This window comes from Paenibacillus sp. FSL W8-0194, from assembly GCF_037969745.1.
GTDB classification, from domain to species: Bacteria; Bacillota; Bacilli; order Paenibacillales; family Paenibacillaceae; genus Paenibacillus_AQ; species Paenibacillus_AQ cookii.
Window position 1 is genome coordinate 1,423,352 of sequence record NZ_CP150205.1, and the last position, 26,799, is coordinate 1,450,150.

Sequence of the window (26,799 nt, forward strand, 5' to 3'; positions counted from 1 at the left end):
AATGCTCTAGGGTTAAGCTGTGCATTTTCATAAACATTTCATAAAATGATGCAGGGGCACTAGACAACTGTGCTATACTTAATATAGCAACTCGACAAAAACAGCAACCATTGGATTGCTGATGATTTAAACGGTTTGCGCGGGTTTCGAAAAGGGATTTAAGTCCTGACCTGCGCAACATTTGGTGTTTGAAACGAAAGCTTAGGCAGGTGAACATGTTAATGCATATCGTCGTTGTCGGATTGAACTATCGTACAGCGCCTGTAGAAGTTAGGGAACGTTTCACGTTCGAACCGAACGAACTGCCGGAAGCGCTCAGCCAGCTTATGCAGACGAAAAGCGTCATGGAAGGCGTCATCGTTGCTACGTGCAACCGTACCGAAATTTATGTCGTGGTGGACCGTCTGCACATGTGCGGACATTTTATCCGCAGTTTCATGGAGCAATGGTTCGACATTCCGCGCGAGGAATTTACCCGGCATTTATATATATATGAAGATGAACAGGCCATCTCGCATCTGTTCCGCGTGACCTGCGGACTGGATTCGATGGTGATTGGCGAAACGCAAATTTTGGGCCAGGTCCGTTCGGCGTTTTTGCTCAGCCAGCAGGAGAAAGCGACGGGCACATGGTTTAACATGCTCTTTAAGCAGGCGGTCACGCTGGGCAAAAGAGCGCATTCCGAAACCTCCATCGGGGAAAGCGCCGTTTCCGTCAGCTATGCGGCCGTAGAGCTGGGCAAACGGATTTTTGGCATGTTCGACGACAAAAAAGTCATGATCCTCGGAGCCGGGAAAATGAGCGAACTTACGGTGAAGCATCTGTACGCGAACGGAGCGGAAGAGGTCATCGTCGCCAACCGCACGCTTGCCCGGGCGGAGGAACTCGCCAGCAAGTTCAAGGGAACGCCGTGCACGATGGAACAGGCTTTGGGGCGGCTGCAGGAGGTCGATATCCTGATCAGCTCTACGGGAGCCAAGGATTACGTCCTGGATCGCGCGCAGGTCAGCGAAAGCATGAAAAAACGCCAGTCCCGCCCGTTGTTCATTATCGATATCGCGGTTCCGCGGGACATTGATCCGGCCATTGCCGATCTCGACAATGTCTTCCTGTACGATATTGACGACCTGGAAGGGATCGTGGAAAGCAACCTGGAAATGCGGAAGGCCGAAGCGGCCAAAATCGAAGTGATGATCCGCCATGAGATGGACGAATTCCAGCAATGGCTGAAAACGCTGGGCGTAAGACCGGTAATTCGGGCCTTGCAGGAAAAATCTTCGGCGATTCACGAAGAAACGCTCCAAAGCTTGTTCAACAAGCTGCCGGAGCTGGATGAGCGCCAGCGCAAGGTGATCCACCGTCTGACCAAAAGCATCGTCAACCAGATGATGCATGACCCGATCAACCGGATCAAGGAAATGACGGCAGGGAAAAACGGAAACGAGGCGCTGGAGTATTTCACGCAAATTTTCGCGCTCGAAAACGAGCTTGACGATGCCGGACAAACGAAGGAAGGCCTTCAGAACAAGCCCGGAACAACAAACGATTACAGCAGAGAAAAGCATGAACACAAACCGTTTGCCATTAAAGGAACGCTGACGCCAGCTGGCCTATAACCGGGTGGCAGGGGGAGTGGACATGCTCACTGGATTTTATGATGCAGCAATTTATATTTATGCCCTGAGCCTTCTGTTTTTTATCTCGGATTGCATTCGACGCAATCGGGCCGCGAAGCGGATGGGTACAGGGCTTCTTGCCGTTGTCGGCGTTTTGCAGGCGGGAGCGTTGTTTGTTCGTGCTTTCGAGGAACATGCGCTTCCGATTTTTACGCCGTTCGATTTTTTGCTTCTGCTTGCGTTCAGCCTTGTGGTCGCCGCTTTGATCATGAACTTGCTGCAGCGGGCGGAATTTGCCGTTTTGCTGCTGGGGATCATCGGTTTTGGCGTGCAGGTGCTGAACCGGCTGTGGTTTTCGCCCGGGAACAACCCGCTTAAGCATTGGGAAACCGTGCACGGGCTGCTGATCCTTCACATCACGCTCGCCAATCTCAGCTTCGTTGTATACACCATCGCGGCCGTGTTTGCGTTGATGTATCTTTTCCTTCACCGAAAATTGAAAGGAAAGAAATGGACGGACGCGGTCCGGCGTCTCCCCAGCCTCGAAATGCTCGACAAATACGCCTATTCGCTTGCGTTTGTCGGCACGCCCGTGCTGACGGTTTCGTTTATCGTGGCGGTGCTGTCGGTCGTTTCGGAGGGAAGGATCAATTTGCTGTTGGATTTGAAGGTGCTTGCGACGCTGGCGGGACTCTCGTTCTATTATTTTTACCTGTTCAAAAAACGTTCGCAGCAGCATACGGGCACGCTGATGGCCAAATGGCTTTTGGCGGGGTACGTATTTATCATCATGATTTTCGTGTTGAATTCATGGTCTGATTTCCATCGCTGGGGCGGGGAGTGAAGCTGACGTGAAAACGTACATGCCGGTCATGCTCGATTGCGAGGGCCGGGTCTGCGTGGTGGTTGGCGGCGGGCGCGTCGCCGAAAGAAAGGTAGGCGAACTGCTCGCCTGCTCGGCGCTGGTGAAGGTCGTCAGCCCGGAGGTGACGCCGGTTTTGCTGCGGCATCATGAGCAAGGGGAGCTGGAATGGATTCCCCGGGGATACGAGGCGGGAGATCTGGCGGGGGCGTTTATGGCCCATGCCGCCGCCGACGATCCCGAAGTGAACCGCCGCGTGGCGGAGGAAGCGAGGGCCAGGGGGATTTTGGCCAACGTCGCGGACCGTCCGGAAGCGGGGAACTTCATCCAACCGAGCGTGCTTCGGCGGGGGCGGCTTGTCATCGCCGTCTCGGCTTCGGGAGCCGGGCCGTTTGCCGCGAGCGCGATCCGGAAAAGGCTTGAGCAGGAATTCGGAGCAGAATACGAAACATATCTCGATTGCTTATTTGAAATACGAAAAACGGTCAAGGAACAGGTTTGCGATCCGGCAGCACGGCAAAAGCTGTTAAAAAAGGCTGGCGGACCGGAGATGCTTGAATCCCTGCGGCAGGATGGTTTCGGCCTGTGGAGCGCGGAGAGGATCAGGCAGTGGATCCACGACAACCAGGAGGAATAGGAATGCGGACAATCGTAGTAGGCAGCAGACAAAGTGCGCTGGCACTGACACAAACGGGACAGGTGATCGACGACCTGAAACGGCTATGCAAGGAGCATGGCTTCGAATTTGATTTCGAGGTAAAAAAAATCGTAACCAAAGGCGACCGCATTTTGGACGTCACGCTGTCCAAAGTCGGGGGCAAAGGGCTGTTCGTCAAGGAAATCGAGCAGGCGATGCTGGACGGCGAAATCGACATGGCGGTGCACAGCATGAAGGACATGCCTTCCGTCTTGCCGGAAGGGCTGGTCAACGGCGCCGTGCCGCGCCGCGTGGATCCGCGCGACTGCCTCATTACGCTGGACGGCAAAAACATCGACGAGCTGCCGCAGGGCGCAAAGGTGGGAACAAGCAGCCTCCGCCGCTCGAGCCAGCTTAAGGCATACCGTCCGGACCTGACGCTGGAGCCGGTGCGGGGCAATATCGATTCCCGGCTGAAGAAGCTGGAGACGGAAGGGTTCCAGGCGATCTTGCTGGCGGCGGCCGGTTTGCACCGGATGGGTTGGGAGGACCGCATTACCGCCTATATCCCGGTTGAAACCTGCTTGCCTGCGGTCGGGCAGGGGGCGCTGGGCATCGAATGCCGCGGGGATGACGCGGAGCTGCTGAAGCTGCTGGCCCTGTACAACGACAAGGAATCCGAGCTGACGGTCGCGGCGGAACGCAAATTTTTGGGCGTCCTGAACGGCGGCTGCCAGGTTCCGATCGGAGCGCATGCCGTATTGGCCAAGGCGCCGGAAGGTCATTCCCCTGCCGGACCAAACGTTATACAATTGACGGGCATGGTCGGATCCCCGGAAGGAGACGTCATCCTGAAGGAAACGATGTCCGGCACCGATCCGCTGCAGCTTGGGGAAGACGTAGCGCGGAAGCTGATTGAGCGGGGAGCAGAGAAAATTCTCGAACAAGCCAGGGAATAAGGGGATGAGGAGATGGCGGGAAAAGTATATCTGGTTGGTGCAGGCCCCGGCCACGCCAAGCTGATTACGGTAAAAGGGCTGGAGTGCCTGCAAAAAGCGGATGTGGTTGTCTATGACCGTCTTGCCGCCCCGCAGCTGCTGGGGGCCGTAAAGCCGGGAACGAGGAAAATATACGTCGGCAAGCTGCCGGACCGGCATACGATGAAACAGGAAGAAATCAACCAGCTGCTGGTGGATTTGGCGAAAGAAGGCCAGACGGTCGTCCGGCTCAAAGGCGGCGATCCGACGATTTTCGGACGCGTCGGGGAAGAAGCCGGACTGCTGAAGAAAAACGGAATACCTTACGAAATCGTGCCCGGCGTCACCGCTGCCATCAGCGTTCCCGCTTATGCCGGCATCCCCGTCACCCACAGGGAAATGGCTTCGTCGCTGTCGATCATCACCGGCCATGAAAGCCCGGACAAGCTGGACCGCATGATCGATTGGGAGCGGGTCACCCATGCGACGGGGACGCTCGTATTTATGATGGGCGTGTCCAAAATCGGCTATATCGCGGACCAGCTCATGCGGCACGGACGGCCCGGCAGCACGCCGGTAGCCTTGGTGCGGTGGGGGACGCGAGCCGAGCAGGAGACGCTGACCGGGACGCTTGCGGATATCGAGCAGCGGGTGCGCGAAGCCGGCTTCCAGCCGCCGGCCGTGATCGTCGTCGGCGATGTCGTCCTGCAGCGGGAGCAGCTGAAATGGGCGGAGTTTCTTCCGCTTTTCGGCAAACGGATCCTCGTCACCCGCGCCAGATCCCAGGCCTCCAGGCTGTCGGAACGCATCGACGAACTCGGCGGCGAATCGTACGAGTTTCCGGTCATCGAAACGGCGTATCCGGACGATCCGAAACGGCTGGATGAGATTCGGGACGCCCTCTCCCGGCTCGGAAGCTACGACTGGGTATTTTTTACGAGCGTGAACGGCGTCGAATATTTCTACCGCCATCTGCAGGAGCAAGGCCGGGATATCCGGGAACTGCACCGGGCGCAAATCGCCGCGGTCGGGCCGGCCACGGCCGATGCGCTGAAGCAGCGCGGGCTCGTTCCGGTAGAACTTCCCGGGCGCTTTCAGGCCGAAGGTTTGATCGAAACCCTCGGCAGCCGTTTGCAGCCGGGGGAGCGGGTGCTGCTGCCGCGCGGGGACTTGGCGCGGGCCTGGCTGCCCGGGAAGCTGGCCGAAATGGGGCTTGAGGTTACCGCCATAGATACTTACCAGACCGTCATGAGCCAAGATGAGGACGGGGAGCTCCTGAAGCTGCTTGAGGAAGGGGCCATTCACGTGGTGACCTTTACCAGCTCCTCGACTGTAACGAATCTGATCGCCAAGCTGAAGCAGATGGGCGTGCAGGATCCGGTTCGGCTGCTGAACAAAGCGGAGGCTGCCTGCATTGGGGAAATCACGGCCAAGACGGCCGCCGAAGCAGGGCTGCGCGTCAGCGTCGTAGCCGAACAGGCGACGATCGACGGTCTGCTCGAATCGCTTTGCTCATACCTGAACGCTTCGCATGAGCAAGCGCAATAAACTTCAAGAAAAAACGACACAGGAGGTCATGAATCATGAGTTTTCCGATAGTAAGACACCGCCGTCTGCGCCAATCCGCAGGCATGCGCAACCTGGTACGCGAAACCGTGCTGAACGTCAACGATTTGATCATGCCGATCTTCGTCACTTACGGCCAAGGAGTGAAAAACGAAATTTCCTCCATGCCGGGGATTTACCATTTTTCGCTGGACATGCTGAAGGCCGAAGTGGATGAAATCGTATCTCTCGGCATTCCGGCCGTGCTTTTATTCGGCATTCCGGAGACGAAGGACAGCGTGGGCACGTCGGCGTTCGTGGAAGACGGCATCGTGCAGGAAGCGACCCGTCTGATCAAATCATGGTATCCCGATCTGCTTGTCGTAGCGGATACCTGCCTATGCGAATTTACCGACCACGGCCATTGCGGCATGGTTCATACGTTCGAAGTGGACGGGAAAGTCCACGGCGACGTGATGAATGACGAGTCGCTCGAACTGCTTACGAAAACCGCCGTATCCCAGGCGAAAGCGGGCGCGGACATCATCGCCCCGTCGAACATGATGGACGGATTCGTGCAGGCGATCCGCGCCGGACTGGACGAAGCCGGATTCGAGCATGTGCCGATCATGTCTTATTCGGTCAAATACGCTTCGGCCTTCTACGGACCGTTCCGGGAAGCGGCGGATTCCGCGCCGCAGTTCGGGGACCGCAAGACGTACCAAATGGACCCGGCCAACGCCCGCGAAGCGCTGCGCGAAGCCGAAACGGACGTGCTGGAGGGCGCGGACATGCTGATGGTCAAACCGGCGCTTGCTTACATGGACGTCATTCGGACGCTGAAGGATCAGTTCGATCTGCCTCTGGTCGCTTACAACGTGAGCGGAGAATATTCCATGGTGAAAGCCGCCGCGCTTCAAGGCTGGATCAGCGAAAAGGCGATCGTCGAGGAAATGTTGACCGGCATGAAACGCGCCGGCGCCGACATCATTATTACGTATTTCGCCAAAGACGTTGCCCGCTGGATGCAGGAGCGCTAATTACTTAAGAAACGGGAGTGACTTTCATGAGTATGACTGGTAGACGGAAAGAAGAGGCTTCCCGCACTGCGTTTGAAGAAGCCAAACATTATCTACCCGGCGGGGTGAACAGCCCCGTGCGGGCATTCAAATCGGTGGGCCTGACGCCGATTTACGTGGACCATGCCCAAGGCTCGCGGATTTACGATATCGACGGCAACAGCTTTATCGATTATGTCGGCTCTTGGGGTCCTCTCATTATGGGGCATGCCCATCCCGAAGTCATTTCGGCCATCCAGGAAACGGCGGCGAAAGGCACCAGCTTCGGCGCTCCGACGCTGATCGAAACGGAAATGGCCAAGCTGGTATGCGAGCGCGTTCCGTCGATCGACGTCGTGCGGATGGTCAACTCCGGCACCGAAGCGACGATGAGCGCGATCCGGCTTGCCCGCGGATATACGGGGCGCGGCAAAATCTTGAAGTTCGAAGGCTCCTATCACGGCCACGCCGACAGCTTGCTGATCAAAGCGGGCTCGGGCGTGGCGACGCTCGGCCTGCCCGACAGCCCCGGCGTGCCGGAAAGCGTGGCGACGAACACCATTACCGTCCCTTATAACGATCTGGAGTCGGTAAAGGTGGCTTTTGAACGTTTCGGCGAGGAAATCGCCTGCGTCATCGTCGAGCCGATTGCCGGCAACATGGGGGTCGTGCCTCCGCTTCCGGGCTTCCTGCAAGGACTCCGCGACATTACGACCCGTTACGGCAGCCTGCTGATCTTCGACGAAGTCATGACGGGCTTCCGCGTGCACATCAACTGCGCGCAAGGGTTGTTCGGCATTACGCCTGACCTGACCTGCCTCGGCAAAGTCATCGGCGGCGGACTGCCTGTCGGCGCTTACGGCGGCAAACGCGAAATCATGGAGCAGGTCGCTCCGTCCGGACCGATCTACCAAGCGGGAACGCTCAGCGGCAATCCGCTGGCGATGGTGGCGGGCTACACGACGCTGAAGCTGTTGACGCCTGCGGTTTACGACCAGCTTGAGGAACGCGCGGCGCGGCTTGCGGCCGGGTTCGAGGCAAACGCCAAGGAGCTTGGCGTTCCGGTCACGTTGAACCGGGTCGGCTCGATGGTATGCCCGTTCTTCACGGAAGGACCCGTCGTGAACTACGATACGGCCAAAGCAAGCGATATCCAGCGTTTCACGAAATATTTCGGCAATCTCGTGGAGGAAGGCATCAGCGTGGCTCCTTCCCAATTCGAGGGCATGTTCGTGTCGGCGGCCCACAGCATCGAGGATATCGATGCGACCATCGCCGCCAACTACAATGCCCTGAAAAACCTGTGACAGCGTGGAGGCGCCGCGGCGAGTGGCTGGAGCTGACCCCGGGGAAAGCCCTGACCGGGGCGGCTGACCGGAATGAGGCTACGGTACAGTGGCTGCTGCAGACGCTGGGAATGCCGGAAAAGCTGCTTCGGCAGCTGCAGGCAAACAAAGGGATCGAATGGAGAGGGGACCGGCTGCGGCTGGCCCTCTTTCCCGTTCGTCCGGCAGGCATAAAGCCCGTATGGCGGGACTTGGAGGTGCTCTACGAGGACGACTTTTGCCTGGTCGTCCATAAGCCGGCGGGCATGAACATTCACCCGGACGGCCGAAAGGGCGAACCGGAGCCGACGCTCGATCATGCCGTCGCCGCCCATTACGAGATGCAGGGGGCAGAGATTGCCGTCCGTCATATTCACAGGCTGGACCAATACACGTCAGGTCCGGTGCTGTATGCCAAAAACGATTGGGCCCAGCTTAAGTTGGACGAGGATATGCGCCAGAAGCGCATCGCCCGCAGCTACGCGGCATTCGTGCACGGGGTGGTGCCCGCCGATTTGCATGTGATCGATTTGCCGATCGGCAAGGACCGCCATCACAAGCAGCGCAGACGCGTATCGCCAACGGGCCAACACGCCGTGACCCGCGTGCGCTTGGGCTGGGCGTACCGGAACGCTTCGCTGGTCCATTTGGAGCTGGAGACGGGCCGCACGCACCAAATCCGGGTGCACCTGAGCCATCTGGGACACCCCCTGCTCGGCGATGCGCTGTATGGGGGCAGCACCGCGCTCATCGGACGGCAGGCGCTTCACGGGGAACGGCTTGCCTTTTCGCACCCGTTTACGGGCGAGCGCATCGAAGTCGCCGATCCTTGGCCAAGCGATATCCGGCAGCTCGAGCAAAAGCTGCTTAGCCCCACAATATAAAATGTCGGCGCAAACCGCCGGACGCGCGCAAAAATGGAATGCCCTCCTGTTTGGAGCATATAGATAAAATGAGTAACGATTTTTGGGGCTCATGCCGTGAGCAGGCTCACGGTTAGAAATATGCCGAAAGGAGGACATGATTCTAGTGTTTGACCAGTCCTACGGTTTGCGTTTTGATATTTATGAACGGATTCATTTGACGGAAGAATTGCCGGGCATCGCCGAACTGGAAGAAGTGGAGCTCCTGCCCAATATCCAGGTCATCAGCCAGGATGAGCAGGTCGCGCTGCGCGGCCACCTGCTGCTTACCGGCTTGTACCGGGGGGACGGGGAGGAAGACGGGACGCAGCGGCTTGAGCATTTCATTCCCGTGGAGATTACGGTCCCTGCAAACCGCGTCACTTCGCTGGACGAAATATCGGTCGAAATCGAAAACTTCGACGTGGATCTTTTGTCCAAACGAAGCATGAACATTACCGGCGTCCTTTCGCTTCGCGGGATCGAGACGGCGGCGAGCGAACCGGAATCTTCATGGAATGCCGATGAATTTACCGTTGTACATGCGTCCGAGGATCCCGCGGAGGATCCGGTGCTTGCCGCTTTTTTGGAGGAAGGGGAGCTTGATGCCGATGAAGCGAAGGCCAGGGAACCGCACGATGAAGCAGCCGCGGACGAACAGGATGCGGAGGCATTTGCGACGGAAGGATTCGCTGCCGCTCCGAAGGCTGCGGGAAGCCCCGGCGATGCCGAAGCGGAGGCGGCTGAAAACGAACCGGCAGCCGTCAAGCGTCCTTCCGAAGAGGTGGCGCAGACGGAAGAAGAACCTGCGCTTGCCGCGTTACATACGGACAAGGAATCCGGGGAGCGCGGCGGAAAGGGCAAAAACCAGCCGAACGTTTGGCATTTCGAGCATGAAGACGAGTCGGAACTGCTGCATCCCGAAAAAACGGCGATCCAAGCGGATGAGGATACGGAAAAGGATCTCTACCTGACTTCCGTGGGTCAGGATCAGCCGTTTGAGCCGGCCTTCCCGTTCAGCGCTTTCCAAAGCGAGTCGGTTCCGCAGGAAGAAGCGCCGGATGAGCGGGAAATGCGGGTCGCGCTCGGCAGCAAGAAGGAAGCGGAGTCCGGCGAAAAAGAAGCGATCGGATTTTCTTCGTTGCTATCCTCCAGCCGCTCCCAGAACCAGCAGGAGCAGCAGGCTGCCCCGGAAGAGCCGAAAGCGGAGGAGGCGGAACGCGAGTCGTCCGCGAGCGATGATATTCAGTGGCAGAACCTCTTCCTCGGCAGCAGCACGGAGAAAAACCAGTTCCGCAAGGTGCGCCTTTGCATCGTGCAGCGGGAAGAAACCCTGGAGACGATCGCAAATCGCTACCAGCTCACCGCCCGCGAAATTTTGCTGTATAACCGCCTGTCCGAGCAGACCGTCGAGGAAGGACAGATTCTCTACATTCCATAAATTCGCGTTGACGACGCCCGGTGCCCGAATAAGCGCCGGGCGGTTCTTTTTTTTGTGCCTTCGCCAAAGGAACCGGTTTAAGAAACTTACATATGCTAATAATAAACGTTATAACGCCGAATGACTTTAGGCAACGACGCCGGTTATGTTGACTAAAACCCGCAACCAAGTTATGATGAGTATATATTTTGTTCAAGAACGATGATCGGGAATAGTAGGATGACATGCCCTTCAGAGAGTGGAATTGCTGCGCTGAGAGATTCCGCAGGATGCTGTTTCAACCGAAGTCGCCCGGGAGTTGCCTGCTTGATCCCGTCCGCTTTTTGCGCCGGGTTAGGGCATGGCCGGCCGCAGCCGTTATCTGCATGAAGTGTCGCGTGCATGAAGGCATCCGTCCCGGAGGACGGCCGCCAGAGAGATCTGGCTTAGAAGTTGCCCATGGCGCGAAACAAAGGTGGTACCGCGAAAGAACAGCCTTTCGTCCTTTGAGGACGGAAGGCTTTTTTGTTTTTCTTGCTAAGGATTGCCAAAATCCCGAAGAAAGCTGATCTTGTGATGGAGGAGTTAGAAAATGACAGAGCAGGACAACAAATTAACGACGGAAATGCCGACGACTTACGATCCGAAGGCTGCCGAGCAAAAATGGTACAAATATTGGATCGACGGCGAATTCTTTAAGGCGGGACAGCGCAAAGACGCAAAGCCTTACACGATCGTGATCCCGCCGCCGAACGTAACCGGCATGCTGCATATCGGGCATGCGCTCGATTTTACGCTGCAAGACATTTTGATCCGCACCAAGCGGATGCAGGGATATGACGCGCTGTGGCTTCCGGGCTCGGACCATGCCGGCATCGCCACCCAGACGAAAGTGGAGCAGAAGCTGCGCGAGGAAGGCGTTACCCGTTATGACCTGGGCCGGGAGAAGTTCCTGGAAAAGGTATGGGAATGGAAGGAAAAATACGCCGAAACCATTCACGAGCAATGGGCGAAAATGGGCTTTTCCCTCGATTACTCCAGGGAGCGGTTCACGCTGGACGAGGGATTGTCCAAAGCGGTGCGCGAAGTTTTCGTCAAGCTGCATGAAAAAGGGCTCATTTACCGCGGCAAACGCATCATCAACTGGGATCCGGCCGCCCGTACGGCGCTGTCGGACATTGAAGTCGAATATAAAGAGGTTCAAGGACATCTCTATCATCTTGCCTATCCGCTGAAAGACGGCAGCGGGCATATCACGGTCGCGACGACGCGTCCGGAAACGATGCTGGGCGACACCGCCGTCGCGGTTCATCCGAAAGACGAACGTTACAAGGACATGATCGGCAAAATGCTCGTGCTGCCGATCGTGGGCCGCGAAATCCCGGTCATCGCCGACGAGTACGTCGACAAGGAATTCGGAAGCGGGGCCGTTAAAATTACGCCTGCCCACGACCCGAACGACTTCGAGGTCGGCCTGCGCCATAACCTGCCGCAAATTACGGTGATGGACGAGACGGGCACGATGAACGACCAGGCCGGCAAATACGAAGGGCTTGACCGCAGCGAATGCCGCAAGCAAATCGTTCAGGACTTGAAGGAGCAGGGCGTTCTGATCCGGATCGAAGACCATGTCCATCAAGTCGGGCACAGCGAGCGCACCGGCGCCGTCGTAGAGCCGTATTTGTCCACGCAATGGTTCGTCAAAATGCAGCCGCTGGCCGAAGCGGCCATCGAAGCCCAGAAATCGGGCAAAGGCGTTAACTTCGTGCCCGAACGTTTCGAAAAAACCTATTTGAACTGGATCGAAAACGTTCGCGACTGGTGCATTTCCCGCCAGCTCTGGTGGGGCCACCGCATTCCGGCTTGGTACTGCGACGACTGCGGCGAAGTTCACGTGGCCTATGAAGAGGTCGCTGCATGCTCCAAGTGCGGTTCGGCAAACCTCCATCAGGACGAAGACGTGCTTGATACCTGGTTCAGCTCCGGGCTGTGGCCGTTTTCGACGCTGGGCTGGCCGGACCAAACCGACGATTTGAAACGCTACTATCCGACGGACGTATTGGTGACCGGTTACGACATCATTTATTTCTGGGTAGCCCGGATGATCTTTACCGCGCTTGAATTCACCGGCGAAATTCCGTTCAAGGACGTGCTGATGCACGGACTGGTGCGCGATCCGGAAGGCAAAAAGATGTCCAAATCGCTCGGCAACGGCGTCGACCCGCTGGATGTCATCGAGAAGTACGGTGCGGACGCCATGCGCTACATGATTTCGACGGGCAGCACGCCCGGACAGGATTTGCGCTTCCGCTGGGAACGCGTCGAGCAGGCCCGGAACTTCGCCAACAAGATCTGGAACGCTTCGCGTTTCGCGCTTATGAACCTTGAAGGCTTCACGTACGGCGACATCGACATCAGCGGCAACCTGAGCACGGCCGACCGCTGGATTTTGCACCGTCTGAACGAAACTTCCCGGGACATCACGCGTCTAATAGATGCCTATGAATTTGGCGAAACCGGCCGCTTGCTGTATAACTTCATCTGGGATGACCTCTGCGACTGGTATATCGAATTTTCCAAGCTGTCGTTGTATGGGGAGGACGAAGCGGCGAAAAAGACGACGCAATCGGTGCTTGCCTATGTGCTCGACCGTACGCTCCGGATGATTCATCCGTTCATGCCGTTCATCTCCGAGGAAATTTGGCAGCACCTTCCTCATCAGGGCGACACGATCACGCTGGCGGCTTGGCCGGAATATGATCCGGCTCTCGAAAATGCCGATGCGGCCCGCGAAATGTCCCTGCTGATGGACGTGATCCGCGCGGTGCGCAACATTCGTGCCGAAGTGAACGTGCCGATGAGCAAAAAGGTCGAGCTCATGCTTAATGCCGGAGACGACCAGGTGCTGCAAATCGTCAACCGCAACGAAATTTATGTACAGCGCTTCTGCAACACGTCGAGCTTCACGGCGGGAACCGGGCTTGAAGCGCCGGACAAGGCGATGACCGCCGTCGTCACCGGAGCCGAGCTTTACCTGCCGCTGGCGGGGCTGATCGATATCGATCAGGAAATCGCCCGCCTCGAAAAAGAGCTCAAGCACCTGAACAGCGAAGTGGAGCGCGTTGAAAAGAAACTTGGCAATCCGGGCTTCGTATCCAAAGCGCCAGCCAAAGTCATCGACGAAGAAAAGGCGAAAATGGCGGACTACGCCGAAAAACGGAGCAAGGTATTGGCTCGGATCGAGGAACTGAAGGGTTAAGTTGCTGAAGGAATCTGCCCCCGGGTGCGCCGGCATCCGGGGATCAAATAAATTTCAGAAGGTGAAAAACGGAAATGGGAGATCAATTTGAAGGCTTCTCTTCTTTGCGCACTTACGCGGAAGCCGCCGACTGGATTAACGGGCTGATCCCTTTCGGAATACGCCCCGGCATGGCCAGAATTGAAAAAATGATGGAAATGCTGGGCCATCCGCACCGGCGGCTGAAATTCATTCATGTCGCGGGTACGAACGGCAAAGGCTCGACCTGCGCGTTTTTAACCCGGGTGCTTCTGCAAAGCGGCTATACCGTGGGAACGTACACTTCCCCTTACATCACCAAGTTCACGAACCGTTTTCAATACAACGGCGAGGATATTCCCGAAGAAACGCTTCTGATGCTTGCGAATCGGCTGTACCCAATCGTTGAGGAAATTGCGGCGACCGAGCTCGGATCTCCGACGATGTTCGAGGTTTCGACGGCGCTTGCGATTTTGTATTACGCCGAGGAATGCGTGCCGGATATCGTCGTATGGGAGACCGGTCTGGGGGGAAGGCTGGATGTAACCAATATCGTATACCCGGTCGTGTCGGTCATCACGAACATCGGTATGGACCATACTGACATTCTTGGCGATACGATCGAGCAAATCGCTTTTGAAAAAGCGGGGATCATCAAACCGGGCGTACCGGTGGTCAGCTGCGTTCAGCAGCCGGAAGCCATCGAGGTTTTGCGCAAAAAGGCGGAGGAATGCCGCACAACGCTGTATTTGGCCGGGGAAAAATTTACGTTCGAATACACGGGCGACCACGGTTCGTATCAATCCTTCCATTTCAACGGCCCATTTCGGGAATACGATATTGAAATCGGCATGAAGGGCGAGTACCAGATTGCCAATGCGGCCGGGGCGCTGATGGCCCTGGAGGTTTTGCGCCAGTACATGGCTTTCGTCATGGAGGAAGAAGATATGTTAAAAGGGTTCCGGGGTACGGTATGGGCCGGGCGGATGGAAGAGATCTCTTCGAATTCCGCGCCGCGCATCGTGCTGGACGGAGCCCACAATCCGGAAGGTGCGGAATCCTTGCGGAAAAGCATCGAGCGGCACTATCCGCACAAACGGTTAAATTTGATGATGGGAATGCTGGCGAATAAGCATCATGAATCCTATTTGAAGCATATACTTCCTATAGTGGATACGCTTATCCTGACCGAGCCGGACTTCCGGAAAAAAATGGACGCTGCGGCGCTGCGCGATATCGCGGAGGGGCTGAAGCATTCCTACGGCAAACCGGATTTGCAGATCATCGTCGAACCGGATTGGAAAAACGCGCTGGAACTACTTAAGTCACGGACAGAAGCGGAGGATTTGGCGGTAGTATCCGGCACGCTTTATTTGATTTCGGATGTGCGGGCCGCTCTGCTGGGTCAATCCGATTCTGAAAAAGGTTGGTGAAAATCTGTTGAATTCTGAACATGTTCATTTTATCGGTATTGGTGGCTACGGGATGAGCGCCATTGCACGGGTTATGCTAGAAATGGGATACAAGATCACGGGTTCGGACGTGGCTTCCCAGGAATTAACGGAAAAATTGGCGGCCAAAGGCGCCAAAATTTATATCGGGCATACGGCCGAGCAGGTTCATGGAGCGGATTTGGTCGTATATTCGACGGCTTTGCCGAAAGACAACGTGGAACGCGTCGAAGCGGAACATCTGAACATTCCGATTCTGCACCGGTCGCAAATGCTGGCAAGACTGCTGAACGAACGCAAGGGCGTCGCGGTCGCCGGCGCTCACGGCAAGACGACCACGTCCTCCATGATCGCTTTGGTGATGGAAGAATGCGGCATCGACCCGACGTATATCATCGGCGGGGAAATCATGAACGTCGGTACGAACGCCAAAGCCGGAAAAGGGGATTTCGTCGTCGCCGAAGCGGACGAAAGCGACGGATCGTTCCTGCAGTATCATCCTTGGCTCGGCATCGTGACCAACATCGAAGCCGACCATTTGGAAAACTATGACGGCGATTTTGAAAAGCTGAAAAAAGCTTACGTTCAATTTCTGAATCAGATCCGCGAAGACGGCACGGCCGTCGTATGCGCGGACGACGATAACATCCAGGCGATCATTCCGGGCATCCGCTGCCAAGTGGCGACGTACGGCATCGACGCCAAGGACGCGGAATACACCGCAACCGATCTGGCGCTCGGAGACCGCCAAGTATCCTTTACGATGAACCATAAGGGCGAACCGCTCGGAACGGTGCAATTGTCGGTGCCGGGCCGCCATAACGTATACAACGCGATGGCAACGGTCATCTCCTGCCTGAAGGCGGGAATTTCGTTCGAGCAAATCGCCGGCGCCATCTCCAAATTCCATGGGGCGAAACGCCGGTTCCAAGTGCTGGGCGAAAAAGACGATATCCTCATTATCGACGACTACGCTCACCATCCAACGGAGATCGAAGCCACGATCAGTGCGGCCAAAGCGACGGGAAAACGGATCATCGCCGTATTCCAGCCGCAGCGCTACAGCCGTACCTTTTTCCTGCTGGATGCGTTTAGCCGCGCGTTCGGCGATGCGGACGAGGTCATTATTACCGATATCTATTCGCCGGCAGGGGAAAAGCAAATCGAGGGGGTACACTCCGCCAAGCTGGTCGAGCTGATCGTGCAAAACAGCAACAGCGGGGCCCGATATCTTCCCACGAAAGAGGATGTGCTGGCCGACCTGAAGCAAAGAATCAAGCCGGGTACCCTCGTGCTTACGATGGGCGCCGGGGACATATGGAAAGTCGGCTACCAGCTGGCCAAGGAGCTGTAGCCCTTCCAGGGCCGCGGCTTACATAGAAACAAAACGAAGAGGCCTTCCCATATGCAGCGTATGCTGCGTACGGGCGGCCTTTTTCTTTTGAGCTTCGATAACTTGCCCGAATTCATGATCCCCAGGCGGCATAAGTCCGGACAATCCGTCATATATTCCTTGTAATAGAGACAAGGGTGAGGTGTATGACGTGAACAAGGCGAGAATGACATTTCGCTTTAATCAGGACCCGCCGCGAGGGCTCGATGCCGGGCAGGAAACGACGAAAAAAGCGGAGCCAATGCTTAAACCAATGTCCGGGAGGGAAGCCGCGCCGGATCAGGCGGAAAACGGCTTGCCGCCGCGGCACGAGCCTATAGAGGACAGGCCCGAAAAAAAACTGCATGTCGTATCGGGACAAATGCAGGGGTGGTCGGATCCTTTTCACAAAGACGAGCCTTGGGATGAAATGATCTCGGGCTGGCCGCGGGAGGACGCAAAAGAGGAGCATCGGCGCGAAAAAACGGATGACGTTGAATTATATGATTCAGGGAGCAGCGGCGATCTTTCGGGAGAATGGCGGAATCTGGCGGATGAAGTGTATCCGGAGCTGGGGAACGTGTCCTACCGGCCGAGACGTCCGGCATCGCCCTGGAAAGTCATCGGCACGATTACGGGAGCCGTGGTTACGGGGGCATTGTTCGGCTTCGTGATTCTGTCGTTTTTCAAGGATGGCTCAGGTGGTTCAATCGTCCCGGCCAAGCCGGGTACGGAAAACGTGGCGGAAAGCTCCGGGGAGCCGGTGAAGGCTGCACCCGTCGCCGTTTCGGTGCAGGGGCGCTCGTATTACGTGCTCCAGTACGGCTTGTTCAGCACGAAGGAAGGGGCCGAGCAGGCCAAAAAGGAACTGGAGCAATACGGGCTTGCGGCGGGCAACGACCCGGATGAGGAGTACCGCGTGTATGCCGGCATCTCGACCGACCGCGAACAGGCCAAGCTGCTCAGCAGCCAGCTTAAAGACAAGGGAATGGACCTGTACGTTAAGGAAATCACGCTGCCGGCGGTCAGCGAGCTGAAATTCGCCGGGGATGCGAATACGGCGGGCCGCTATTTCGAAACAAGCTCCGAACTGGCATCGAAGCTGAGCACGCTGTCGGCTGCGCTGCTCAGCCAAGAAAAACCCGGGGCTTTAAACGCAAGCGAGCAGGCCGCCGTCACGGACATCCACAGCCGCTGGACCGAAGCGATGAAATCGTTCCAGACGGGGCTAAGCCGGGAGGATGAGCAGCTGGGGGCCCAAATCGAACAAACGATGAACAGCGCGGTTTCGGCTTTGACGGAATACAACCGGAACGCGAGCAAGGCGCTGCTTTGGGAAATCCAGTCCCGCATGATGCAGTACGTCATGCAGCAAAAGGAACTGATTTCCAAACTAGGAAAAGCGTAAATCTTTCTTTCCAAGGAGAATGCGGGTGTCCGACGACCGAAAATTCAAGTAACAGAGCCTATCCGGCATGGAACTGGAAATAGTTCCCCATGCCGGATTTCTGTTTGTATTGACGTACAAATAACCGTATAATAAATTGGGTGTCAAATTATGGCGAGGGAAGAGAAGGATGAAAAAGAACGTAGGTATACTGCTCTTGTTTTTGCTGCTTGGCTGGCTGGCGGGTGCCTGGATCGCAAAGGCCCTGGAACCTGTACAAGCCCTTTCCTTTCTGACTGCTTCAACACCAATCGAGTGGTCACCGCAAGCTAATTTGGACATTATCAGCTACGACATCACCATTAAATTTAAACTGAGCCTGCTGAGTTTAATCGGCATCATTGTCTCCGTGTGGCTGTATCGCAGGCTGTGAATGACAAGACAAAGGAGATCCTTCCATTGAAACCGAACCATTCGCGCCGGGTCGTCCTGGCATCTACCTCACCGAGAAGGCAGGAACTGATCGCTTCTCTACATATTCCGTACGAGATCCGTCCGAGCTATGCCGACGAACATACGCCAAGCGACTGGACTCCCCGGCAGATCGTCGAAGGTTTGGCGCTGCGCAAAGCGCAGGCCGTGTACGAAGAGATCGGCGATCCGTCGGAAAATGCCGTCATCGTCGGCAGCGACACGATTGTCGTTCTGGAAGATCAGGTGCTCGGCAAACCTGCGGACGATGCGGACGCTTTTCGAATGTTGAAATCATTACAGGGCAGAGCCCATCACGTGTATACGGGAGTCGCTTGCATCGATGCGGCCACGGGACAAAGGATGGTCCGCCATCGCATGACGCGGGTCGTCATGAAACCATTGTCGGATGCAACGATCCAAGCTTACGTCCAAAGCGGCGAGCCCCGCGACAAAGCGGGGGCTTACGGCATTCAAGGCCTGGGTTCCACGCTCGTGGAAGGCATCGAAGGCTGTTATTTTACCGTCGTCGGGCTTCCCGTTTCGCTATTAAGCGACATGCTGTCGGAATTTGGAATTGACGTTCTTTGAATAGGGAGCAAATTTTGGAGTAAAGGGAAAGTAGGGGAACTATGGAGCCGCATTTGTACATGCTGCGCGACATCCCCCATCAGGAACGACCGAGAGAACGCATGCTGCAGTATGGGGCGAGCGCCGTAAGCAACGCTGAGTTGCTTGCTATTTTGCTCAGGACGGGTACGAAGCAGGAGTCTGCCATCCATTTGGCGCAGCGCATTTTGCAGCAGGTCGGCAGCATGCGCCGGCTTGTGGACATGAGCGCCGAGGAATTGATGGCCATCAAAGGCATCGGCAGCGCCAAAGCCGTTCAGCTCAAAGCCGGGATCGAGCTTGGGCTCCGCCTGGCCCGCACCCGTATGGACGAACCCGTCGTCATCCGCAGTCCGCGGGATGCCGCGGACGTGCTCATGGAGCAGCTGCGTTATTTGCAAAAAGAACATTTTGTCTGTCTGTTTTTAAATACGAAAAATCATATTATTGCTCAAGAGACGCTTTCAATCGGGAGTTTGAATGCCTCCATCGTCCATCCGCGCGAGGTGTTTCGCGCCGCCATCAAGCGCAGCAGCGCTTCGATCCTGTGCGCGCACAACCATCCGAGCGGAGATCCGGCCCCGAGCCCCGAGGACATCTCGCTGACGTCAAGATTGAAGGAAGCGGGAGAAATCGTAGGGATTGAAGTGCTGGACCATCTCATTATCGGCGACGGGGAATTCGTCAGTTTGAAGGAGCAAGGCTTGATGTAATATAATAGTTGAGATTGACGAAGAAAGGGAGATTACAGCATGTTAGGGAGCTTCACGAAAGATTTGGGAATTGATTTGGGGACGGCGAATACGCTTGTCTATGTCCGTGGAAAAGGTATTGTTGTAAGGGAACCGTCGGTTGTTGCAATCCGTACGGATACGAAAAGCATCGAAGCGGTCGGCGAGTCCGCGAAAAAAATGATCGGGCGCACGCCGGGCAACATCCGTGCCATCCGTCCGATGAAAGACGGCGTCATCGCCGATTTCGACACGACGGCGACCATGATTAAATATTTCATCCGTCAAGCTCAAAAACAGCGCTCGATGTTCCAGCGCCATCCGAACGTGATGGTTTGCGTGCCGTCCGGCATTACGGCCGTCGAACAGCGCGCGGTCGAAGATGCGACGAAGCAGGCCGGAGCCCGCGAGGCCTACACGATTGAAGAACCGTTTGCGGCGGCGATCGGCGCCGATCTTCCGGTCTGGGAACCGACCGGCAGCATGGTCGTCGATATCGGCGGCGGCACGACCGAAGTGGCTGTCATCTCGCTCGGCGGCATCGTGACGAGCCGTTCCGTGCGCGTGGCCGGCGACGAAATGGATGAATCGATCATCCAGTACATTAAACGCCAGTACAATTTGATGATCGGCGAAAGAACGTCCGAGCAGCTTAAAATGGAAATCGGCTCCGCCCTGCCTCTGGAGCAGGTAGAGACGAGCGAAATCCGCGGCCGCGACCTGGTGACCGGCTTGCCGAAGACGATCACGATTACGTCCGACGAAATCAGTGAAGCTCTCTCCGATACGGTCAACGCGATCGTGGAAGCCGTGAAGGTGACTTTGGAGAAATGCCCGCCGGAGCTGGCAGCGGACATTATGGACCGCGGCATCGTGCTTACGGGAGGCGGAGCGCTGCTGCGCAACCTGGACAAGCTGCTTGCGGAAGAAACCGGTATGCCTGTCATCGTCGCCGAAAATCCGCTTGACTGCGTCGCCATCGGCACGGGCAAAGCGCTTGAAAACATTCATTTGTTCAAATCCCGCAGCAGCTCGGCCGTGCGTTCGAAGCGCTAAGCCGGAACTTGTGGGTCAACCCCTGATATTGGGAGAGAAATCAGTAGAGTAAGAGGGTGTTGAAACTGTTTAAGCTGCTTGGAAACAAACGCTTATTTGTCATTTTAATCGCCCTTGTTATGTTTATCGCACTGATGGGTTTCACGCTCGGACCAAGGGCAACGTTGTCCTGGCCCGAGAAGTTTTTGAGGGATACTGTCGGCTTTGTCCAAAACATCATTTATAAGCCCGCTGGATACGTAGCGGGCTTGTTTAAAGATATCGGCAATATGCGAGAGATGTACGAGGAAAATCAACGATTGAAAATTGCGCTGGCCCAGTATACGCGGGAAAAAGCGAAATTTAACTTAATGGAAGATCGTATTATGCAGTTGGAAAAAGATCTGCATTTTACAGAAGCGCAGAAGAATAAATACAATTATTCGTATCATATCGCGCAGGTAATCAGCGTTAATTCCGATACGGTAAATCGTACACTTGTGCTTGACCTTGGCGAAAGGGACGGCGTCAAAGTAGGGCAGTCGGTCATTTCCATCGATGGCATGGTCGGCGTCATTAGTCAGGTCAGCAACTTTACGTCGACCGTGAAGCTGATTACGGCCATGGACGCCAAAGATCCGAATTCGAACGGGATAGCCGTTACGTCAATGAATAACCACAAAACCTTCGGTGTCGTGGAAAGCTATGACGAGACGACGAAGACGCTGCTCATGACCCAGATCAAACAGGATGATCCGATTAAAAAGGGCGATCAGATCGTATCGTTGGGAGACACCGACAAATATCCGCGGGGATTGATCATCGGAGAAGTGTTAAGCGTGCAGGAAAGCAAGTTCGGCAAAACCAAAACGGCAACGATTAAGCCAGCGGCCGAATTCCAGGATTGGAAGCAGCTGTTCGTCGTCTTTACGCCGGAGGCACCGAAGTAATGAATGTGCGCAAGCAAGTTCTGCTGCTCCTGCTGTTTCTGTTGTTTATCCTGGAAGGTACTCTGATCCCGTGGATCCTGCCGGGTTCCTGGCAAAATATCCTTTCGCCGAATCTGGTATTTATCGTGTTGCTGTTTGTTTCGATTTATCATAACCGTCATACGGCTTTGGTTCTCGGCATCATATTCGGCATGCTCCATGACGTCGTTTTTTACGGCGATATGATCGGCACTTATTCTTTGGTGATGGGTTTTTCCACTTATATTATGGGCTTTATTTTCCGCGTACGGCGCGCCCCGATGCCCGTCATGATGACGGTCGTCATTCTGGGCAGCCTGCTGTTCGACAGCATGCTGTACGCCATCTACCGGCTGTTTTCGCTGACGCAGTTGACCTACGACTGGAATTTGCTGCATCACATTCTCCCCGACCTCGTGCTTCATTTCGTGTTCGGGCTTATCATTTACGTTCCTTTGCGCAAGCAGCTTGAAAAAATTGCTAGGCGGGAGACAAAAGAAAAGGCGGCATAAGTCTCGCCGCCATTTTTCTTTTCCGGCAGGAACTTTGCCTCTCGAAGGCGAAATGTAATGAGATAGGGGGGACAGGCATGGCAGTCAAATCGAATCATGTCACGATTAAGGGCATCAAAGATGGCCTGGTATTCCTGCTTGACGATGAATGCGAATATGAGGAACTGCTTGGCGAACTCCGCTATAAGCTGGAGCACAGCCATCAAAATATTTTAACCGGTCCGATCATCCATGTGGACGTAAAATTAGGATCAAGGCGGATTACGGAAGAACAGAAGCAGCGCATGCTCGACATTTTGAAACAAAAGGGGAACCTGCTTATCCGCTCGGTCGAATTTCCGGAACCGGAGCAGGCGCAAGTTCCGCCTTACAAAATCGTGTCCGGCATGGTAAGGTCCGGCCAAGTGCTTCGCCATGACGGGGACCTGCTTTTTTTGGGGGACGTGAACCCCGGAGGCAGCATCTTGTGCACGGGGGATATTTACATATTGGGGGCCTTGCGCGGCATGGCGCATGCCGGGATCGACGGCAACGAGGATTCGATTATCGCCGCATCCCATTTTGCCCCGACGCAGCTTCGGATCGCGGAACAAATCAGCCGTCCTCCCGATGAATGGGAGACGCGCGAAACCAGTATGGAATTCGCTTTTTTGCAAAACGGCGCCATGCAAATCGACAAAATCAGCAACATTGTACGCTTGCGGCCTGATTTTAACGTGTTTAAAGGGGTGTAGCACATATGGGAGAGGCTATTGTCGTTACTTCCGGTAAAGGCGGTGTCGGAAAAACCACCACTTCGGCCAACATCGGGACTGCGCTTGCACTGCTCGGCAAAAAGGTATGTCTGGTGGACACGGACATCGGCCTCCGCAATTTGGACGTGGTCATGGGCCTGGAAAACCGGATCATTTACGATTTGGTCGACGTGGCGGAAGGGCGCTGCCGTTTGAATCAAGCGCTTGTAAAAGACAAACGTTTCGATGAGCTGTATATGCTGCCGGCCGCCCAGACGAAGGACAAAAACGCCGTGTCACCGGAACAGGTCAAAGACATTGTTTTAGAGCTGAAAAAAGAGTATGAATACGTCATCATCGACTGTCCGGCAGGAATCGAGCAAGGATTCAAAAACGCCATTGCCGGCGCGGACAAAGCGATCGTCGTCACGACGCCGGAGAACGCCGCCGTCCGCGACGCGGACCGGGTGATCGGTCTCCTCGAGAGCTCCGAGATCGGTTCTCCGAAGTTGATCGTCAACCGCATCCGCCCGAATCTCGTGAAATCGGGGGATATGCTCGATATCGAGGACGTCATCCAGGTGCTGAACATCGATCTGATCGGGATCGTGCCCGATGACGAGCATGTCATCAAAGCGGCGAACAGCGGCGAGCCGACGGTGATGAATCCCGATTCCCGGGCAGCGATCGCCTACCGCAACATCGCCCGCCGCATTTTGGGGGATACGGTGCCGCTGATGCATTTGGATCAGAAAAAAGGCATGTTTTCGAAATTCAAAAAGATTTTCGGCATAGGCTGAATGTTGCCATGCTCCAACTCTCTCGTTATATAACGGGAGAGTTTTTTGTATTTCAACGGATATGGACCGGAGTAAGGCGCAAATGCCTGTTTCCCGGTCTTTTTTTACTTCAGCGGAAGATGGCGCCGCTTTTTTTCGGGACAAAAAATGAAAAAGAGGTATAACCGGGCTCCGAAAGAGGTTAAGTTACTGGAATAGGAGAACCTTCCGGGATAGCGGCCTCCCGGTCATCAGGTTTGTGAAAGGAGTGATCCGCCATGCTTGGCATATTGGCAGCCATTTTTATCATTCAAATCGTGTACGTCTCGTTTTTTACGCTGCGCATGATCTTGACGCTGAAAGGGCAAAAATATTTGGCGGCGGTGCTCAGCATGTTTGAAATTACCATTTACGTGCTGGGTCTCAGCATCGTCCTGAAATACGTCAACCAGCCGCTCAGCCTCATCGTTTATGCCGTCGGCTACGGGCTGGGCGTGCTTGTCGGTTCCTGGATCGAGGGACGGATCGCGCTCGGATACATCACGATGAAAGTCATCGTCAACGATCCGCAAAGCAACATGGCCAACGCGCTGCGGGACAACGGGTACGGGGTGACTTCGTGGATCGGAAGCGGCCGCGACGGACACCGGCTCGTATTCGAAGTGCTGGCCAAGCGGAAAAATCAGAAGAAATTGTACAATTCCATTCTGGAGCTCGACCCGAAAGCCTTTATCGTCGTGACCGAACCGGTGATGCTTCATGGAGGATTTTGGACCCGCGGCACTAAAAAATAAAACGGCGAAAACATGTTTCACTTTGGACCGAATAGGGTAATGAATGAAACATAAGACTGCGGATGCGCCTTCCTTTTTTCGTAGGAATGTACGGTGAATTCATTATCCGTTCGGGTCGGGGGAGAAGCACCAGATCTCGTGGAAGGCCGGAAAGCTGCGCCTATTGGCGCATGCTTTTCGTTTTCGAGCGACATTTACATAGCCGAGTCACAGGTGGAATGTTAAGGTATGCATTTCGAATGCCGTAACGAAGATTTTTAGGTTTGTTCATAAAGATAATGACCTCACGGTTTCCTCTTTGTTTTCCACCCCATCCATACATGCGCTTGACCTCTGTTTCGTTTTGGTTTTGTCTCTTGGCTTCCTATGCCTCCTTTGGTTTTCGGGGAGTTTTGCAAACTGGGAAGCCGAATCCAGCCTTCCTGACCGTTTTTTGCGTCCCCCGACGGATGATATGCCGAATGCTCCGCATAATATGGATAATGCTTGCAAAGGGGCGATTGAATGATAGTACTGGATCATGTGAACAAGGTTTACGATAATGGCTTTCACGCATTGAAAGACATTAACCTGGAATTCAAAAAAGGAGAGATTACCGTTCTGATCGGACCGAGCGGCTGCGGCAAATCGACGACGATGAAGCTGATCAACGCGTTGAACACGCCTTCCTCGGGCAGGGTGCTGATCGACGGCAAGGACATCTCGGGAATGAATCCGGTGGAACTGCGGCGCAATATCGGTTATGTCATTCAAAGCGTCGGTTTGTTTCCCCATATGAACATTTCCAGAAACGTGGGCGTGGTACCCCGCTTGAAAAAATGGGACAAAGATAAAATCGAACGCACGGTAAACGAACTGCTGGACATGGTCGGCCTCGACCATACGATCTACGGTTCGCGTTATCCGTCGGAGCTTAGCGGCGGTCAGCAGCAGCGGGTCGGCGTCGTACGTGCCTTGGCGGCGGATCCGGACATCATTTTGATGGACGAACCGTTTTCCGCATTGGACCCGATCAGCCGCGAGCAGCTGCAGGACGAGCTGATCCGGCTTCAGCAGGAGCTTCATAAAACGATCATTTTCGTGACCCATGACATGGACGAAGCGATCAAGATCGCCGATACCATCGTGCTGATGAAAGCGGGCGAGGTGGTACAGACCGGCAAGCCGGACGCGATTTTGCGCCATCCGGCCAACGACTTCGTGCGGAATTTTATCGGGCAAAAACGTCTTCAAGACGAAGGCGGAAGCGAAAGCACTTATCAAATCCCGCTCGTCGACGAAGTGATGATCACGAACCCGGTAACCGTATTCCCGAGCCGGGGGCTGGCCGAGGCCATCAAAGTGATGGAGATGAAGCGGGTCGATTCCCTGCTCATCGTCGACCGGAACAAACAGCTCCAAGGGGCGGTGTCCATTTACCGGGTGCTCGACCAATACGGCGAAGAAGGCAAAACGGTGGCCGACGTCATGCAGCCGGTCCGTTATTCGGTCGCGTCCGGAAGCACGCTTGCTCAGGCGGTGGAACTGATGGACAGCCATCAGCTCAGCAATCTTCCCGTCGTGGACAGCAGCAACCGTTTTCTCGGATTGATTACGAGGGGCAGCGTCGTCAAACATTTGGCCGAGGTTTACCCAGGGGTCGACCGCTCTGCCGCCGGCGGAGAGGGTGAGTGATATGAACGCGTTTTGGAGTTTTATCACGGAGCGGTATCCCGACATTTTAAAGGCGCTGCAGGAGCATCTGGCCATTTCGTTTTCGGCGGTCATCCTGGGGACGATCATTGCGGTACCGCTCGGGATTATCCTCGTATACAGCCGGGTCGGCTGGATCAACAGCATCGTGTTTTTCGTCGCCAACCTGTTCCAGACGGTGCCGAGCCTGGCGCTGCTGGCGATTTTGATCCCGCTGCTTGGGATCGGGATGAAACCTGCCATACTGGCGCTGCTTCTGTATTCGTTGATGCCGATCCTGCGGAACACGTACGACGGTTTTCATTCGGTCGATAAAGGCGTGCTGAATTCCGCCAAAGGGATGGGGTACAGCACCGCGCAAACCATCATGAGAATTCAGCTTCCGTTGTCGCTTCCCTATATCATGTCGGGCATCCGGATCACGACGGTCTACATCATCAGCTGGGCGACGCTTGCCTCCCTGATCGGCGCCGGCGGTTTGGGACAACTGATCGTATCCGGCCTTGGCGTCAACAAACCCGAGATGATCTTTATCGGCGGAATCGGCGCGATCCTTTTGGCCTTGGTCGCCGACGCGCTGCTTGGCCTGTTGGAGGGCTGGCTCGGCAGGCATTACCGCCAGACAAGGGAGTCTGCGATATGATG

The 26,799-nt window shown here is 55.5% G+C and carries 24 protein-coding genes and 1 other annotated feature; all 24 genes read left to right on the forward strand.

Annotated elements, in window-relative coordinates:
• Positions 1-221 precede the first annotated feature (221 nt).
• Positions 222-1,616, forward strand: a complete 1,395-nt coding sequence (hemA, locus tag MKY58_RS06120; protein WP_212947994.1) for a glutamyl-tRNA reductase — start codon at positions 222-224, stop codon at positions 1,614-1,616.
• Positions 1,617-1,638: 22 nt separating this feature from the next.
• Entirely contained in the window at positions 1,639-2,460 is an 822-nt protein-coding gene (gene ccsA / locus MKY58_RS06125) for a cytochrome c biogenesis protein CcsA (RefSeq protein WP_339323873.1), read from the forward strand.
• Between the two features lie 7 nt (positions 2,461-2,467).
• Positions 2,468-3,115 (forward strand): NAD(P)-dependent oxidoreductase, encoded by a 648-nt coding sequence (locus MKY58_RS06130; RefSeq protein ID WP_339323874.1) that lies wholly within the window; start codon positions 2,468-2,470, stop codon positions 3,113-3,115.
• Positions 3,116-3,117: 2 nt separating this feature from the next.
• Positions 3,118-4,074: a hydroxymethylbilane synthase gene (gene hemC / locus MKY58_RS06135; protein WP_339323875.1), complete on the forward strand. Its 957-nt coding sequence runs from the start codon at positions 3,118-3,120 to the stop codon at positions 4,072-4,074.
• 12 nt (positions 4,075-4,086) lie between these two features.
• A complete protein-coding gene (gene cobA, locus MKY58_RS06140; protein WP_212947981.1) occupies positions 4,087-5,640 on the forward strand; it encodes a uroporphyrinogen-III C-methyltransferase in 1,554 nt (517 codons plus the stop codon).
• 35 nt (positions 5,641-5,675) lie between these two features.
• Complete coding sequence (gene hemB, locus MKY58_RS06145; RefSeq protein ID WP_036712994.1) at positions 5,676-6,677, forward strand: porphobilinogen synthase; 1,002 nt, start codon at positions 5,676-5,678, stop codon at positions 6,675-6,677.
• A gap of 26 nt (positions 6,678-6,703) precedes the next feature.
• Complete coding sequence (hemL, locus tag MKY58_RS06150) at positions 6,704-8,002, forward strand: glutamate-1-semialdehyde 2,1-aminomutase (RefSeq protein ID WP_339323876.1); 1,299 nt, start codon at positions 6,704-6,706, stop codon at positions 8,000-8,002.
• Positions 7,999-8,904 (forward strand): RluA family pseudouridine synthase, encoded by a 906-nt coding sequence (locus MKY58_RS06155; protein ID WP_339323877.1) that lies wholly within the window; start codon positions 7,999-8,001, stop codon positions 8,902-8,904. Before hemL ends, MKY58_RS06155 begins: the two co-directional genes overlap by 4 nt.
• 136 nt (positions 8,905-9,040) lie before the next feature.
• Entirely contained in the window at positions 9,041-10,363 is a 1,323-nt protein-coding gene (locus tag MKY58_RS06160) for a LysM peptidoglycan-binding domain-containing protein (protein ID WP_339323878.1), read from the forward strand.
• 192 nt (positions 10,364-10,555) lie between these two features.
• Positions 10,556-10,852, forward strand: a binding site (T-box leader).
• Positions 10,853-10,934: 82 nt separating this feature from the next.
• Positions 10,935-13,601, forward strand: a complete 2,667-nt coding sequence (locus MKY58_RS06165; protein ID WP_339323879.1) for a valine--tRNA ligase — start codon at positions 10,935-10,937, stop codon at positions 13,599-13,601.
• Between the two features lie 74 nt (positions 13,602-13,675).
• The gene (locus tag MKY58_RS06170; protein ID WP_339323880.1) at positions 13,676-15,052 is read left to right on the forward strand and encodes a folylpolyglutamate synthase/dihydrofolate synthase family protein; all 1,377 of its coding nucleotides are present in this window, start codon (positions 13,676-13,678) and stop codon (positions 15,050-15,052) included.
• Between the two features lie 4 nt (positions 15,053-15,056).
• On the forward strand, positions 15,057-16,424 hold the full coding sequence (gene murC / locus MKY58_RS06175; protein ID WP_212952652.1) for a UDP-N-acetylmuramate--L-alanine ligase: 1,368 nt from the start codon (positions 15,057-15,059) through the stop codon (positions 16,422-16,424).
• Between the two features lie 190 nt (positions 16,425-16,614).
• A complete protein-coding gene (locus MKY58_RS06180; RefSeq protein WP_339323881.1) occupies positions 16,615-17,850 on the forward strand; it encodes an SPOR domain-containing protein in 1,236 nt (411 codons plus the stop codon).
• A gap of 169 nt (positions 17,851-18,019) precedes the next feature.
• A complete protein-coding gene (locus MKY58_RS06185; RefSeq protein WP_036713008.1) occupies positions 18,020-18,262 on the forward strand; it encodes a DUF4321 domain-containing protein in 243 nt (80 codons plus the stop codon).
• Positions 18,263-18,288: 26 nt separating this feature from the next.
• Complete coding sequence (locus MKY58_RS06190; RefSeq protein ID WP_036713011.1) at positions 18,289-18,891, forward strand: Maf family protein; 603 nt, start codon at positions 18,289-18,291, stop codon at positions 18,889-18,891.
• Between the two features lie 41 nt (positions 18,892-18,932).
• Positions 18,933-19,622: a DNA repair protein RadC gene (gene radC / locus MKY58_RS06195; RefSeq protein ID WP_339323882.1), complete on the forward strand. Its 690-nt coding sequence runs from the start codon at positions 18,933-18,935 to the stop codon at positions 19,620-19,622.
• A 39-nt stretch (positions 19,623-19,661) separates the two neighbouring features.
• Positions 19,662-20,696, forward strand: coding sequence for a rod shape-determining protein (locus MKY58_RS06200; protein WP_036713014.1), 1,035 nt, complete (start codon positions 19,662-19,664; stop codon positions 20,694-20,696).
• 56 nt (positions 20,697-20,752) lie between these two features.
• The gene (gene mreC / locus MKY58_RS06205) at positions 20,753-21,625 is read left to right on the forward strand and encodes a rod shape-determining protein MreC (RefSeq protein ID WP_339323883.1); all 873 of its coding nucleotides are present in this window, start codon (positions 20,753-20,755) and stop codon (positions 21,623-21,625) included.
• Positions 21,625-22,155 (forward strand): rod shape-determining protein MreD, encoded by a 531-nt coding sequence (mreD, locus tag MKY58_RS06210; RefSeq protein ID WP_212952642.1) that lies wholly within the window; start codon positions 21,625-21,627, stop codon positions 22,153-22,155. The genes mreC and mreD overlap by 1 nt, the downstream gene beginning before the upstream one ends.
• A 77-nt stretch (positions 22,156-22,232) precedes the next feature.
• Positions 22,233-22,889: a septum site-determining protein MinC gene (minC, locus tag MKY58_RS06215; RefSeq protein WP_339323884.1), complete on the forward strand. Its 657-nt coding sequence runs from the start codon at positions 22,233-22,235 to the stop codon at positions 22,887-22,889.
• Between the two features lie 5 nt (positions 22,890-22,894).
• Positions 22,895-23,689: a septum site-determining protein MinD gene (minD, locus tag MKY58_RS06220; RefSeq protein ID WP_339323885.1), complete on the forward strand. Its 795-nt coding sequence runs from the start codon at positions 22,895-22,897 to the stop codon at positions 23,687-23,689.
• 257 nt (positions 23,690-23,946) lie between these two features.
• Entirely contained in the window at positions 23,947-24,462 is a 516-nt protein-coding gene (locus MKY58_RS06225; protein WP_036713021.1) for a DUF2179 domain-containing protein, read from the forward strand.
• A 504-nt stretch (positions 24,463-24,966) separates the two neighbouring features.
• Positions 24,967-26,136: a betaine/proline/choline family ABC transporter ATP-binding protein gene (locus tag MKY58_RS06230; RefSeq protein WP_212952640.1), complete on the forward strand. Its 1,170-nt coding sequence runs from the start codon at positions 24,967-24,969 to the stop codon at positions 26,134-26,136.
• A gap of 1 nt (position 26,137) precedes the next feature.
• Complete coding sequence (locus MKY58_RS06235) at positions 26,138-26,797, forward strand: ABC transporter permease (protein WP_339323886.1); 660 nt, start codon at positions 26,138-26,140, stop codon at positions 26,795-26,797.
• The last annotated feature ends 2 nt before the right edge of the window (positions 26,798-26,799 follow it).

What these genes read in the sequence shown, in the direction of transcription:
- minC (WP_339323884.1), top strand. Translation starts at nt 22,233, where the DNA reads ATGGCAGTCAAATCGAATCATGTCACGATTAAGGGCATCAAAGATGGC.
- MKY58_RS06200 (WP_036713014.1), top strand. Translation starts at nt 19,662, where the DNA reads ATGTTAGGGAGCTTCACGAAAGATTTGGGAATTGATTTGGGGACGGCG.
- MKY58_RS06225 (WP_036713021.1), top strand. Translation starts at nt 23,947, where the DNA reads ATGCTTGGCATATTGGCAGCCATTTTTATCATTCAAATCGTGTACGTC.
- hemA (WP_212947994.1), top strand. Translation starts at nt 222, where the DNA reads ATGCATATCGTCGTTGTCGGATTGAACTATCGTACAGCGCCTGTAGAA.
- cobA (WP_212947981.1), top strand. Translation starts at nt 4,087, where the DNA reads ATGGCGGGAAAAGTATATCTGGTTGGTGCAGGCCCCGGCCACGCCAAG.
- minD (WP_339323885.1), top strand. Translation starts at nt 22,895, where the DNA reads ATGGGAGAGGCTATTGTCGTTACTTCCGGTAAAGGCGGTGTCGGAAAA.
- hemC (WP_339323875.1), top strand. Translation starts at nt 3,118, where the DNA reads ATGCGGACAATCGTAGTAGGCAGCAGACAAAGTGCGCTGGCACTGACA.
- MKY58_RS06165 (WP_339323879.1), top strand. Translation starts at nt 10,935, where the DNA reads ATGACAGAGCAGGACAACAAATTAACGACGGAAATGCCGACGACTTAC.
- hemL (WP_339323876.1), top strand. Translation starts at nt 6,704, where the DNA reads ATGAGTATGACTGGTAGACGGAAAGAAGAGGCTTCCCGCACTGCGTTT.
- mreD (WP_212952642.1), top strand. Translation starts at nt 21,625, where the DNA reads ATGAATGTGCGCAAGCAAGTTCTGCTGCTCCTGCTGTTTCTGTTGTTT.
- MKY58_RS06160 (WP_339323878.1), top strand. Translation starts at nt 9,041, where the DNA reads ATGATTCTAGTGTTTGACCAGTCCTACGGTTTGCGTTTTGATATTTAT.
- MKY58_RS06170 (WP_339323880.1), top strand. Translation starts at nt 13,676, where the DNA reads ATGGGAGATCAATTTGAAGGCTTCTCTTCTTTGCGCACTTACGCGGAA.
- MKY58_RS06235 (WP_339323886.1), top strand. Translation starts at nt 26,138, where the DNA reads ATGAACGCGTTTTGGAGTTTTATCACGGAGCGGTATCCCGACATTTTA.
- MKY58_RS06230 (WP_212952640.1), top strand. Translation starts at nt 24,967, where the DNA reads ATGATAGTACTGGATCATGTGAACAAGGTTTACGATAATGGCTTTCAC.
- ccsA (WP_339323873.1), top strand. Translation starts at nt 1,639, where the DNA reads ATGCTCACTGGATTTTATGATGCAGCAATTTATATTTATGCCCTGAGC.
- MKY58_RS06185 (WP_036713008.1), top strand. Translation starts at nt 18,020, where the DNA reads ATGAAAAAGAACGTAGGTATACTGCTCTTGTTTTTGCTGCTTGGCTGG.
- hemB (WP_036712994.1), top strand. Translation starts at nt 5,676, where the DNA reads ATGAGTTTTCCGATAGTAAGACACCGCCGTCTGCGCCAATCCGCAGGC.
- radC (WP_339323882.1), top strand. Translation starts at nt 18,933, where the DNA reads ATGGAGCCGCATTTGTACATGCTGCGCGACATCCCCCATCAGGAACGA.